15 protein-coding genes are annotated in these 13801 nt (G+C 26.7%); 13 read left to right on the top strand and 2 right to left on the bottom strand.

Annotation, left to right across the window (positions count from 1 at the left end; genetic code table 11):
- Nucleotides 1-29: 29 nt before the first annotated feature.
- The 13 genes from rpsB to lpxB are packed head-to-tail and all read left to right on the top strand — an operon-like array spanning nt 30 to nt 11706.
- Nucleotides 30-851 (top strand): 30S ribosomal protein S2, encoded by an 822-nt coding sequence (gene rpsB / locus AC5SL4_RS02570; protein WP_006997014.1) that lies wholly within the window; start codon nt 30-32, stop codon nt 849-851.
- 1 nt (nt 852) lies between these two features.
- Entirely contained in the window at nt 853-1704 is an 852-nt protein-coding gene (tsf, locus tag AC5SL4_RS02575; protein ID WP_006997013.1) for a translation elongation factor Ts, read from the top strand.
- Nucleotides 1705-2256: a ribosome recycling factor gene (gene frr / locus AC5SL4_RS02580; protein ID WP_494587524.1), complete on the top strand. Its 552-nt coding sequence runs from the start codon at nt 1705-1707 to the stop codon at nt 2254-2256.
- Entirely contained in the window at nt 2253-2930 is a 678-nt protein-coding gene (gene uppS / locus AC5SL4_RS02585; RefSeq protein WP_011282029.1) for a polyprenyl diphosphate synthase, read from the top strand. The genes frr and uppS overlap by 4 nt, the downstream gene beginning before the upstream one ends.
- Nucleotides 2930-3592: a phosphatidate cytidylyltransferase gene (locus AC5SL4_RS02590; protein ID WP_011282030.1), complete on the top strand. Its 663-nt coding sequence runs from the start codon at nt 2930-2932 to the stop codon at nt 3590-3592. The genes uppS and AC5SL4_RS02590 overlap by 1 nt, the downstream gene beginning before the upstream one ends.
- Nucleotide 3593: 1 nt before the next feature.
- Nucleotides 3594-4760 carry a 1-deoxy-D-xylulose-5-phosphate reductoisomerase gene (locus tag AC5SL4_RS02595; RefSeq protein ID WP_011282031.1) on the top strand — a complete coding sequence of 389 codons (1167 nt, stop codon included), beginning with the start codon at nt 3594-3596 and terminating at the stop codon, nt 4758-4760.
- 7 nt (nt 4761-4767) lie between these two features.
- A complete protein-coding gene (gene bamA / locus AC5SL4_RS02600; protein WP_494587525.1) occupies nt 4768-7005 on the top strand; it encodes an outer membrane protein assembly factor BamA in 2238 nt (745 codons plus the stop codon).
- On the top strand, nt 7005-7529 hold the full coding sequence (locus AC5SL4_RS02605) for an OmpH/Skp family outer membrane protein (protein WP_027306570.1): 525 nt from the start codon (nt 7005-7007) through the stop codon (nt 7527-7529). Before bamA ends, AC5SL4_RS02605 begins: the two co-directional genes overlap by 1 nt.
- A 4-nt stretch (nt 7530-7533) precedes the next feature.
- Nucleotides 7534-7974, top strand: a complete 441-nt coding sequence (fabZ, locus tag AC5SL4_RS02610; RefSeq protein WP_006997006.1) for a 3-hydroxyacyl-ACP dehydratase FabZ — start codon at nt 7534-7536, stop codon at nt 7972-7974.
- Between the two features lie 52 nt (nt 7975-8026).
- A complete protein-coding gene (gene lpxD / locus AC5SL4_RS02615) occupies nt 8027-9007 on the top strand; it encodes a UDP-3-O-(3-hydroxymyristoyl)glucosamine N-acyltransferase (RefSeq protein WP_494587526.1) in 981 nt (326 codons plus the stop codon).
- Nucleotides 9004-9786 (top strand): acyl-ACP--UDP-N-acetylglucosamine O-acyltransferase, encoded by a 783-nt coding sequence (gene lpxA, locus AC5SL4_RS02620; RefSeq protein ID WP_011282036.1) that lies wholly within the window; start codon nt 9004-9006, stop codon nt 9784-9786. Before lpxD ends, lpxA begins: the two co-directional genes overlap by 4 nt.
- 1 nt (nt 9787) lies before the next feature.
- Nucleotides 9788-10573: a UDP-2,3-diacylglucosamine diphosphatase LpxI domain-containing protein gene (lpxI, locus tag AC5SL4_RS02625; protein WP_027306566.1), complete on the top strand. Its 786-nt coding sequence runs from the start codon at nt 9788-9790 to the stop codon at nt 10571-10573.
- The gene (lpxB, locus tag AC5SL4_RS02630) at nt 10570-11706 is read left to right on the top strand and encodes a lipid-A-disaccharide synthase (RefSeq protein WP_011282038.1); all 1137 of its coding nucleotides are present in this window, start codon (nt 10570-10572) and stop codon (nt 11704-11706) included. Before lpxI ends, lpxB begins: the two co-directional genes overlap by 4 nt.
- On the opposite strand, the gene gltX is transcribed toward lpxB, so the two are convergent.
- Nucleotides 11683-13083, bottom strand: coding sequence for a glutamate--tRNA ligase (gltX, locus tag AC5SL4_RS02635; RefSeq protein WP_494587527.1), 1401 nt, complete (start codon nt 13081-13083; stop codon nt 11683-11685). The genes lpxB and gltX overlap by 24 nt on opposite strands.
- Nucleotides 13084-13105: 22 nt before the next feature.
- A complete protein-coding gene (lexA, locus tag AC5SL4_RS02640; protein WP_006997000.1) occupies nt 13106-13783 on the bottom strand; it encodes a transcriptional repressor LexA in 678 nt (225 codons plus the stop codon).
- Nucleotides 13784-13801: the final 18 nt, after the last annotated feature.

Genomic DNA, 13801 nt, shown 5'->3' on the forward strand with positions numbered 1-13801 from the left:
TTACTGTGGTGGCTTAACCGGGAATAAATATGAAAATACCAAGTTTAACTATCCAACAACTATTAGAAGCAGGCGTTCATTTAGGTCATAAGACCTTAAGATGGAACCCAAAGATGAAAAAATACATTTTTGGAAAAAGAGATTCAATTCACATTATTGATTTAACTCAAACATTAGAATTAACCAATGTAGCTTTGGAAAAAGTTTACAATACGATAGCCAATAATGGCAAAATTCTTTTTGTTTCTACAAAAAAACAAGCATCAGAAGCTATTGCTGAAGTAGCAAAAGAAACTGGACAATACTTTGTAAACTACAGATGGTTAGGTGGAATGCTAACCAACTGGGGAACAATCTCAGGATCAATTAAAAAGATGAAAAAATATGAGGCTGATCTTGTAGCTGAAAATAGAGGCTTTACAAAAAAAGAACTATTAAAGATGAGCGTTAAAAAAGATAAATTAGAAAGAGCATTAGGTGGAATTGCAGAAATGAAAAAGGTTCCCGATCTAGTTTTTATTATTGATACTAATTATGAATCTCTAGCTATTGCTGAAGCTTCTAAATTAGGTATTCCAATCTGTGCTATACTTGACAGCAATTCTAATCCTGATGGTATTGATTACCCAATTCCAGGTAACGATGATGCTAGAAGAGCGATTGATTTGTATTGCAATTTAGTAAAAGAAACTATTGAAAATGCAAAAAAAGCTGCTCCATCTAAATCTGAAGAAAAACCAGATGTTGATGATACAAAAACCAAAGAAACTTCATCAAAAACTATTCAGGAGATTGATAGAGAGAAGCTAGATGCTAAATTTTCAAAAAAAGATAAGGAAAAACTAAATTAACATGAGTGATATAGAAAAAGTAAAACAATTACGTGAAGCAACGGGTGCTGGATTTAAAGATTGTAATTTAGCAATCAAAGAATCTGGAGGTGACCTAGATAAAGCTGTTGAAATTTTAAGAGTAAAAGGAATTTCTAAAGCTTCAAAAAAAATGTCAAGAGATGCTAAAGAAGGTGTTATTGCAACTTCAGGCGATGAAAATAAAATATCTATTATTGAAATTAACTGTGAAACAGATTTTGTTGCTAAAAATGATGACTTCGTATCCTTTGCAAAAGAATTAAGTGAACTGAATAATCAAAATTCATCTGACTTAGAGAAACTCAATAAATCAAAAATGGCAAATGGAGAAACAGTTGAAGATAGCCTTGTTGCATTAATTGCAAAAATGGGAGAAAAGATAACACTTGGTAAAGCTAAAACATTTAGCCAACCAGGTTCTAAAAACTTTAATTATTTGCATACTGTAGTTAAAGATAATTTGTCTAAATTATCAGTCATAACTTCACTTGAGACCTCAAACGATAGTGAAGATGTTAAAGCTTTTGGTAAACAACTTTCAATGCATATTGCAGCTTCAAATCCTTTAGCACTAAGTTCAGATTTGATTGATAAAGATCTTCTTCAAAAAGAACAGGATCTTGTTGCAGAAGAGTTAAAAAATTCAGGAAAACCTGAGGATATTGCACAAAAAATTAGTTTAGGTAAAATGAATAAATTTAAAGAAGAAAATGCCTTATTAACACAAGCCTGGGTTATGGAACCAAAAAAGAAAGTTCAAGATATCATAAAAGAACTAAACATACCCGATTTAAAGATTAACAATTTTCTAAGAATTAAAATAGGTGAATAAATGTTTAATGAAAAAACATATAGCCAGAAGATGGATAAAACCATTGAGGTTTTTCAGAAAGAGTTAACATCATTAAGAACTGGCAGAGCAAATGCCTCAATGTTGGATCTTGTTAAGGTTGATGTTTATGGTCAAGCAATGCCTTTAAATCAAGTATCAAGCATAACAACTCCAGATGCTAGAACTATTAATATTCAAGTTTGGGATCTTAATAATGTGCCACTTGTTGATACTGCAATTAAAAAATCAGAATTAGGTTTAAATCCTCAAATTGATGGTCAATTAATTAGACTTCCTGTACCAGATTTAAATGAAGAACGAAGAACTGAGATTAAAAAATTAATCAAATCTATGGGTGAAAAGTGTAAAATCTCAATTAGAAATATTAGAAGAGAAGCCAATGATGATTTAAAAAACCTAGTTAAAGAAAAAATAATTAGTGAAGATGAAGAAAAGATTAATGAAAAATTAGTACAATCATTTACAGACGAACATATTAAAATCATAGATACTAAAGTTGAAGTTAAAGAAAAAGAAATAATGACCATATGAACCCAATTAAACATGTTGCCATCATCATGGATGGAAACGGTAGATGGGGCGTTAAGCATAAACAATCAAGAAATGCAGGTCATAGAGCTGGTTTAAACACAGTCGATCTAATCATTAATCATTGCATTAACCATAAAATTAAGTTTTTAACTCTTTATACCTTCTCTTCTGAAAATTGGAAAAGACCCAAAAATGAAATTGTTTTTTTATTTAAATTATTAGAAAACTTTTTACAAAAAAAGATTAGTAAAATTATTGAAAAAGATATTAAGCTTAAGTTTATTGGTGAATTAAATAAATTACCTACAAAACTTCAAAAATTAATTAAATTATCAGAAAAAAAAACTTTTAATAAAAAAACGTTACAAGTTAATATTGCTTTAAACTATGGTTCGAAAATTGAATTAATTAATACCGTAAAAAAAATTAAACGAAAAAAAATTACAATAAATGAAAAAAATATAGATAACAATTTGTATACAAAGCATCTACCGAATCCTGATATTTTAATAAGAACTGGAAATACCAATAGACTAAGCAATTTTTTACTTTGGCAACTATCTTACACAGAGATATTTTTTGAAAAAAAATTATGGCCTGATTTTAAAGGTAAAGATTTTGATAAAATTATGAATAAATTTAAAAATATTAAAAGAAATTTCGGATCAATTTAATGAATTCAAATATAAAAAAAAGAATTTTAACTTCAATACTTCTTATTGCTCTTTTAATAGGAATGTTTTTTTACTCGTATATAATGATAATTTCTTTAATTATTATAGCAATAATTTCATGGATTGAATTTTATGCATTAATATCAAAAATTTTTAAAAAAGATATTTTAAAGGATAAATTTTTTAGATTCTCTTATAAAGCTTTATCATTAATTTATTTATCAGGATTAGTTTATTTAATTTTTACTATAGAATCAGAGAATTCCAATCTTAAAATCTACCTTTTATATTCTGTTTTAATTGCAATATTGTCAGACATAGGAGGGCTTGTTTGTGGAAAAATATTTAAAGGAAAAAAACTAACTAAAATCAGCCCTAATAAAACAATTTCTGGATCAATTGGTTCTTTCATGTTCTCCATGCTGTTGATCCCCTTTTTTTATAAAGTTCAAATTGATCAATCAATAGTAAATCTTTTTTTAATAACAATCATTATTTCCCTAACATCTCAATTAGGAGATCTATTTATTTCACTTTTAAAGCGCAAAGCAAAAGTTAAAGATACGAGTGATTTGCTGCCTGGCCATGGAGGAGTTTTAGATAGAATAGATGGAATAATTTTTGCAATACCACTTGGGATTTTTTTGTTTATATTTATTTAGTATGAAAAAAATTGCAATTTTTGGATCTACAGGCTCTATTGGATCATCATTATTAAAGATTATTAAAGATGATCAAAAAAACTTTAAAATTGAATTACTCACAGTAAATAAAAATTATAAGAAATTAATAAAACAAGTTAAATTGTTTAATGTTAAAAATGTAATTGTCACCGATTATAATTCTTTTTTAATTACAACCAAACTTTTGAAAAATGCTAAAGTTAAAGTTTTTAATAACTTTGATTCATTAAACAAAATTTTTAATACAAATAATAAAATTGATTATTCAATGTGTGCAATTTCAGGATTTGACGGATTAAAACCAACTTTGGATATTATTAAATTTACCAAAACTATAGCGATAGCAAACAAAGAATCCATCATATGTGGATGGAATTTAATTAAAAAAGATTTAAAAAAATATAAAACATATTTTGTACCAGTAGATTCTGAACATTTTTCTATTTGGTCACTATTAGATAACAATAAAAAAAACAATTTTGAAAAAATTTACATAACAGCTTCTGGAGGTCCTTTTAGAAACTTATCATTAAAAAAATTTAGAAATATTTCAGTTAAAGATGCATTAAAACATCCTAATTGGTCGATGGGAAAAAAAATTACAATCGATTCTGCTACAATGATGAATAAAGTTTTTGAAATTATAGAAGCAAAAAAAATCTTTAACTTAAATTATAAACAACTTGAAATATTAATTCATCCAAAGTCATACCTGCATGCAATAGTAAAATTTAATAATGGTTTATCGAAACTTTTAGTTCATGATACCAACATGACAATTCCAATATTTAATTCTATTTATTTTAATACCGACAAAAAACTTAAATCAAAAAATATCGATATTAAAACGTTAAATAATCTAAATCTTAAAAAAATTGATAATATTAGATTCCCAGTAATTAAAATTCTTAATAATTTGAGTAATGAAGATTCTTTATTTGAGACTATAATTGTGAGTGCAAATGATAAATTAGTGAAACTTTTTTTAAATAATAAGATTAAATTTAATGATATATCTAATACATTGATAAAAATTTGTAATACTCCTGAATTCAATAAATTTAAGTCAATGAAGCCCAGAAATATTGATGAAATTCAAAATTTAAATGATTATGTAAGTTTAAAAATTAGCTCTATGAGTGTATAAACTCGCTATGTTTAGATTTTTTATTCAATTAATATTATTCTCTATTTTTTTGACATTTTCGTCAAACTCAAAAAATTATGAAAAAATCATTATTAATGGTAATGAGAGAATATCTAATGAAACAATATTAGTTTTTTCAGAAATTCAAGATAACATACCTTTAGACGAAAATTCCATAAATGAAATTTTAAAAAAATTATATAAATCTGGTTTTTTTAAAGATGTTACAGTTAAAATTGAAAATAATAATCTAACTATAGATGTATTGGAAAATCCAATAATTCAAACAGTTTTAATAGAGGGAATTAATAGAAAAAAAACAAAAGAATCTTTATATGAAATTTTATCTTTAAAAAATAGATCCTCTTATAACTCAACTTTAATTAAAAAAGATGAATCAGCTATATTAAGTTTTCTTAAAGATGATGGTTATTACTTTTCTAAAGTCACATCTTCCTATCAAGATTTAGGGGATAATAAAATTGATCTCCTTTACCAAATTGAACTTGGTGAAAAATCAAAAATCTCAAAAATTTCATTTATTGGGGATAAAAAATTTAAAGACAGCACATTAAAAAATATAATTATTAGTGAGGAATATAAATTTTGGAAGTTTCTTTCTGGTAAAAAATACTTGAATGAAAATTTAATTAATTATGATAAAAGATTGTTAAATAATTTTTATAAGAATAAAGGTTTTTTTAACGTTGTAATTGAGTCGTCATTTGCTAACTATCTTGGCAATGATGAGTTTGAAATAATCTATAATATTTCATCTGGTAATAAATTTTATTTTAATGAATTTAATCTTAATCTTCCATTAGATTATGATCGTGCTAATTTTCAACAGTTAGATAATATTTTTGAAAAGCTTAAAGGTGAAAATTATTCTCTCAACTCCATTGATAAAATTTTAAAAGAAATTGATAAAATTGTTTTAAATGAACAATTTGAGTTTCTAAAATCTACTGTTAATGAGAGTATAGAAGACAATTTAATCAATCTTACATTTGATATAGATGAATCAGAAAAATTCTATGTCGAAAAAATTAATATACTGGGCAACAATGTAACCCGTGAAGAAGTAATTCGTAATAATCTTCTGGTCGATGAGGGCGATGCTTTTAATGAGTTACTTCAAACCAGAACATTAAATAACTTAAGAGGACTTAATTTTTTTAGTAAAGTTGAGTCTGAAATTTTAGATATCGATAATGAAAATAAAAAAATAATTAATATTACAGTTGAAGAAAAACCTACAGGGGAAATTATGGCTGGAGCTGGTATTGGTACTGGTGGTGGAACTTTTGCTTTTGGCGTATCAGAAAATAATTTTCTTGGTAGAGGTATAGAGTTTGCATCTGATATTTCAGTCAGCACTGAAAGTCTTAAAGGAATTATTTCAATGAATAATCCTAACTATAAGGGCTCTAACAGATCATTAAACACCTCATTGGAAAGTACGATCACAGATAGACTTAAAAATTTTGGTTATAAGTCAAATAAAACTGGTTTTTCTGTTGGAAGTGGTTTCGAGTTTTATGATGATCTTTATTGGAATACAGGTGTTTCTTCGTATGTTGAAAAACTAGAAACCGATAGCACAGCCTCTGCTAGTATGAAAAAACAAGAAGGTTCATATTTTGATACCTTTTTTAATCATACTTTTAGTTATGATAAGAGAGACCAAAGATACAAAACCTCTGATGGTTACATTAGTAGGTTCTCACAAAATATTCCTTTAATAAGTGAAAGCTATACTTTAACTAATTCATATGATTATAAAATCTATAATGAATGGCTAGACGAAAATATTTTTTCGATTGGTTTTTTTGGGCAAATCTCAAATTCTTTAGCTGGTAAAGATATTAAACTTTCTGATAGATTGTATTTACCAGCAAGTAAACTAAGAGGGTTTGAGTCTGGAAAAGTTGGTCCAAAAGATGGGGCTGATTTTATTGGTGGTAATTATGCAGCTTCAATAAATATAGCAACAAGTCTTTCTCAAATATTACCTAATTCACAGAATACTAATTTTTCTGTTTTTTTTGATGCAGCAAATGTCTGGGGTATAGATTATAGTTCATCATTAAGCGATGAAAGTAAAATTAGATCATCTGTAGGAATAGCTGTAGATTTCTTCACGCCAGTTGGTCCTCTAAACTTTTCTTTAACTGAAGCTATTACTAAAGGTAAAAATGATATAACTGAATCTTTCAGGTTTAATTTAGGTACCACTTTTTAATGAAAAAACTACTCGCATCATTTTTAATTATTTTTTTATTTTCTACGAATATAGTTTTTTCTGAACAAAAAATAGCATTCATAGATATGGATAAAGTTATTTCAACATCTAATGCAGGCTCTTCAATTTTAAAACAATTAACAGATCTTAATAAAAAAAATTTAAAATTTTTGAATGAGGAAGAAAAAAAATTCAAAGAAAAAGAAACAAAATTAATTTCTCAAAAAAATATTATATCTGAAAATGATTTTAAAAATAAGGTTAATGAACTGAAATCTGAGATTAATAACTACAATCAAAATAGAAATAAAATGTTGTCTGATTTTAATAAATTAAAAATAGATAATACCAATAATCTTTTAAAATTGATTAATCCAATTTTAATTAAATTTTCAAATGACAAAGAAATAGCTATTATTTTACAAAAAAAAGATTTAGTTGTTGCTAAAACACAACTAGACATTACAGACGAAGTTATTAAAATTGTAAATTTAGAAGTTAAAGAATTTAAGATTAATGAATAAATAAATGCTAGATAAAAAACAAATTGCTAATTTGCTACCTCATAGGGAGCCAATGTTACTAATTGATGAATTGCAAGATATTGAAAAACTATCTTCTGCAACAGCTATTGTTTATGTAAAAAAAGATAGTTTTTTTGTGCAAGGTCATTTTCCAGACAATCCTGTTATGCCAGGAGTTCTAATAGTTGAGGCTTTTGGTCAGGCTGCTGCAGCATTAACAGCTCATGGTTTAGATAAAAAAACATATGAAAATAAGCTAGTTTTTTTAATGGGCATAGAAAAAGCAAGATTTAGAAATCCTGTAATACCAGATTGTAAACTAGAATTAAAAATTCAAGCGATCAGAACCCACGGTAGGGTTTGGAAATATAAAGGTGATGCCTTTGTTGATGGAAAAAAAATGGCTGATGCTCAATGGTCAGCTACTATTGTTGATAAGAAATAATCAGCAACAAATCTTGATAACACAGCTTAATTAGCTTTGGTAAAAAGGATTTGTGATTAATCCTTTTTTTAAAAATAATGGTCCCCTTAATATATCTGATATTTTACAATTAATAAATCTTGATGACCTTAATATTGATAATGATCAAGAAATTAATGATATTAAAGATCTACTTACATCAAAAAAAAATGACATTACTTTTTTTCATTCTAAAAAATATAAAAATTTTGCAAAAAATACCAAAGCCTCTTTTTGTTTAACAACTGAGATTTTAAAAGACGAATTACCAAAGAGTTGCTTACCATTAATTGTTGAGAATGTTTTGGTTTCAACTTCTAAAGTTACATCAAAGTTTTATCCTACTTCAATTAATGATAACTTTGATTATACAGCTAGAAATATAACTGAAACAAAATTTAAAGATAAAGTAAAATGTGGAAATAATGTTTTAATTGGTGACAATGTTACCCTTGGATCTAATTGTTTAATTGGACATAATACTATTATTGAACAGAATGTTTCAATTGGTGATAATTGCTCAATAGGATCAAATGTTATTATAAGAAACACATTAATTGATAATAACGTTACAGTTTTAGATAATTGCGTTATTGGTAAACATGGGTTTGGTTTTTTTCCTGTTACTAAAAAAAATTTAAGATATCCCCATATTGGAATTGTAATAATTGGTGAAAATTCTGAAATTGGGTGTGGTTGCACTATTGATAGAGGCTCTATGTCTAACACTGTTATTGGAAAAAATTCATTTTTAGATAATCAAATTCACATTGCTCATAATGTTAAAATTGGAGATAATTCAATTATAGCAGGTCAAGTAGGAATTGCTGGTAGCTCCATCATTGGCAACAACGTTCGAATTGGTGGACAAGCTGGGATTTCTGGTCATTTAACTATTGGCAATAATGTTGAAATAGCAGGTGGTAGTGGAGTGATAAAAAACATCAAGGATAATTCAAAAGTAATGGGATATCCTGCAAAAAATATTAGAGATTTTTTAAAAGAAAGTAAATGATACATAAAACAGCAATTATTGATCCAAAAGCTAAAATTAGTGCCAATGTTAGTATTGGAGCTTACGCTTTAATAGGTCCCAATGTTGAAATAGGAGAAAATTCCATAATACAATCACATGTAAGTATTGTTGGACATACCAAAATTGGAACTAATAATAAGATCTATTCATTTGCATCAATTGGAAATGATCCTCAAGATTTAAAATTTGCAGGTGAAGAAACGAAGCTTGAAATTGGTGACAACAATAAAATTAGAGAATATGTAACCATTAACCCCGGAACTGCTGGCGGTGGTGGAATAACTAAAGTAGGAAATAACTGTTTATTTATGGTTTCTTCACATATAGCACATGATTGTTTAGTCGAAGATAACGTTATTCTAGCTAACAACGTTCCTTTAGGAGGACACGCTCATATAGAAAGTAATGTCATAATAGGAGGTAATTCAGCTGTACAGCAGTTTACTAGAGTTGGAAGGTCAGCAATGATAGGAGGAATGTGTGGTGTTGTAAGAGACGTCATACCCTACGGAATTGCTCATGGTAATCGAAGTGTATTACAAGGATTAAATTTAATAGGTTTAAGAAGAAAGAATATTCCAAATAAAAAAATTTTAAATTTAAGTGATGCCTATAAAGAAATTTTTAAGGATGAGAATTTAACTCAAAATTTAATCAAACTAGATCAAGATTTTAAAAAGAACGAGCTTGTATTAGAGGTAGTGAATTTTTTAGAGAAAGATAAAAAAAGACCTATTTGTACACCATTTTCAAAATAAAATGATTGGACTATTTTTAGGAGATACAGATTTTTCAGAAGCTGTTCTTAAAAATATAAAAAAATTAAATAAAAGATATTTTATAATTGATTTTTCAAAAAATAATAAATTTAAAAACGATATAAACTCTAATCGAATAAGCATTGGTAAGTTTGGTAAAATAATAGATTTAATTAAAGAAAAAAAATCAAAAAAAGTTTTATTTGCAGGTAAAATTGCAAAACCAAAATTTTCAACATTAAGATTGGACCTTAAAGGTATTTATTATATGCCCAGTATCTTAAAAGCAGCAAAATTAGGTGATGCAGCAATTATTAAAGCTATAATAAAAATTTTAGATAATGAAAAAATAAAAGTTATTAGTTCTGTCTTTTTTAACCCTGAACTAACGCTTAAAAGAGGAAATTATACTAAATTTAAAGCTAATAAGAGCGACATTAACTCTATTAAAAAAGGAATTGCTTACTTTAATAAACTAAAAAGTCTAGACCACGTTCAAGCAATAATTGTTAAAAATAATACTATTCTAGCTATTGAAGACCAGCAGGGAACAAAGAAAATGTTATCAAAATTAAAGAAAAAATCTGAGGGAATATTAATTAAGCTACCTAAAAAAAAACAGGATTTAAGAATGGATTTACCAACTATTGGCCTTCAAACTCTAAAGGATTGTAAAAAATATGGACTAAAAGGAATAGTGTTAAGATCTAAAAAAAATATATTTTTAGATAAAACTAAATGTATAGCATTTGCTAATAAAAATAAGATTTTTGTTAAGATTATATGAAAAAAATTTTTATTTTAACGGGCGAACCCTCTGGTGATAAATTAGCCTCAACAGTTATCTCTAAACTTAAAATGAATAATCCAAATATTGAATATTTGTCAGTAGGTGGAACACATATTAAAAAATTAGGAATTAAATCTATATTTGATCTCAAAGAGATTACATATCTTGGTTTTACTAGTGTGCTGTTTAATATCTTCAAAATTAGAAAAAAAATTAACAAAACTGTTGAGGAAATTATAAAATTTAATCCTGATATCTTATTTAGTGTTGATAGTCCTGATTTCACATTAAGAGTTGCTGAAAAAGTAAAGAATATCAATCACAACATAAAGATAATTCATTATGTCGCTCCTCAGGTATGGGTTTGGAGAAAAAATAGAGTTAAAAAAATTAAAAAATTTATTGATCACATACTTTTATTATTTAATTTTGAAAAAAAATATTTTGATGAAGAAAATATTAAAAATACTTTTGTTGGGCATCCCTTAATTGAAAAAAAAGACAATGTAATCACATCATTAGATAATTTAATTTCTAAAGATAAAAAAATTATATCCTTATTCCCAGGTAGTAGAAAATCAGAAACAAGTGTTCTTTTACCAATTTTATTAAATTTTATTAAATTGATGAACAAAAAAAAACTTGATCATTTATTTGTTTTTCATGCAACAGACGAAAATAAAGAATTTATAATCAATAAAGTAAAAAAAACTAATTTAGATAATATAGATATAATTTCAGATGAAGATATTAAAAATCAGGTTTTATCTAATTCAATCTTTGCAGTCTCTAAATCAGGTACAATTTCACTTCAAATTTCTAGTGCCAATATTCCTTCAATAATTATTTATAAATTAGGTTTTATAAATTTTATGATATTTAAATTATTAGTTAATGTTAGATTCGCAAACATCATTAATATTATTAATGACAAGGAGGTGATACCTGAATTATTACAAAAAGAATGTAATGCTGAAGAGATATATAAAACTGTTACATATTTTCTTAAAAACCCAGAGTTAATTGAAAAACAATTAGTTGATTGTAAAAAAACTTTAGAGGGAATTAAGTCAAAATCTTCTTCATCAAGTGAAGCAGCTTTAATCTTAAATAATTATCTTGTTTCCTAATCTTCGTTCCACTTCTTCATTCCCCAAAGAAATAATTATATCATACAGGCCAGGACCAAATTTTGATCCTGTTAAAGCAATTCTTAGGGGCTGACCTACACCTTTAAAATTAGTTTCATATTTTTTTATTAAATCGTTAACTATGGGTTCAAGTGTTTCTTTATTTAATGTATTTATTGAAATTAGTTTTTCCTTAAACTCTTTTATGATACTTTTTGCTTTATCATCAATTAATTCTAAATCTTTATCTTCAAATTTTACATCATCAAAAATTATATATTTAGCATTATTAAATATATCTTCTAATGTTTTTGCTTTATTCTTAAGAAAGATTAATGAAGGTTTAATTTTTGTTTCTTTTTCAGGTTTAATTTTTTCCTTATAAATTTCACAATATTTTACAAGATGATCGTAAAGTTCATTTTCATTAATAGTTTTTATATAATGTTCATTCAATGATAATATTCTGCTCATATCTAGTTTTGATGGAGACTTACCAATTCCTTCTAAATTAAAGAGTTCAATGCTTTCTTTTAGTGTAAATATTTCTTTATCCTGATAAGACCAGCCTAATCTTAATAAGTAATTTCTTAAAGCATCAGGCATTATTCCTATTTTAGAGTAATCGTCCAATGTTGATGCATTGTCTCTTTTTGATAGTTTTTTTCCTTCAATAGTATGGATTAATGGAATATGTGCAAAATTAGGAAGATCCCAACTCATTGCTAAATATATTTGCATTTGCTTGAATGTATTAATTTTATGATCATCACCTCTAATTATATGTGTCATTTTCATTTGATGATCATCTACAGTAGCTGAAAGGTTGTATGTCGGCGTTCCATCATTTCTTAATATTATAAAATCCTCTATTGTAGTATTCTCAATTTCAACATCTCCTTGCACCAAATCTTTTAGTACTGAAGTTCCTTCAATTTTACTTTTAAATCTAATTACTGGTTTGATAATTGTAGGTGCATTAGTCTCTTGAAGATCTCTACATTTTCTATTGTAAACATAAGGAAGTTTTTTTTGTCTTGCTCGTTTTTTTTGCTCTTCTATTTCAGCACTTGAACAATAACATTTATAAGCATGACCATTTTTAAGCAGTTCATTAGCTACATTTACATGATCATTAATTTTAGTTGATTGAATGTATTCATCACCATCATGATCAATGCCAATCCATTTTAAAGACTTGATAATTTGAATTTTGTGTTCATCTTTAGATCTTTCCTTGTCTGTATCTTCAATTCTTAAATGAAAGGTCCCATTTTTATTTTTAGAATATAGCCAATTGAATAAAGCAGTTCTTACACCACCAATATGAAGAGCTCCAGTAGGAGAGGGAGCAAATCTTGTTGCTACTTTTGACATCAATGATTTTTAGACTATTTTCTTAGAAGTTTCTATATAAAGATACAAGAACACCTTGAACTTTTACTCTATCTGGACCAAATATTTTGGTTTCATAGTTTCTATTAGCACTTTCAAGTGCTACAGTTTTTCCTTTTCTTCTAATTCTTTTCAACATTGCCTCGTGTTCATCTATTAAAGCTACTACAATTTTACCGTTATCAGCAGTGTCAGATCTTTTTATGATAACAGTATCACCTTCATTAATCCCAGCCTCAATCATTGAATCACCTTGAACTTTTAGACCAAAATATTGACCGTTTTTTTCAAGGTTGCTTGGAAGAGGTATACGAGAAACTTCATTTTGTATTGCCTCCACAGGTGTTCCTGCTGCTATACTACCTAATACAGGTATTTCCATTTCATTTAAGTTAGTATTTTCTGTATCTAGACCACCCTTGATAACACTAGGTGAAAAGCTATTGTAAATATCATTAGCAGAAGCTGTTTCAGGAAGTTTTATAACCTCTAAAGCTCTAGCTTTATGAGCTAACCTTCTAATAAAACCTCTTTCTTCTAAGGCACTTATTAATCTGTGTATTCCTGACTTAGACTTTAAATTTAAAGAATCTTTCATTTCTTCGTATGAAGGAGATACACCTGAGGCTCTCAACTTTTTGTTGATGAATAAAAGCAGGTTTTTTTGTTTTTTTGTTAGCATAAGAACAAATAAAGTACA

The organism is Candidatus Pelagibacter sp. PS_02, assembly GCF_059418065.1.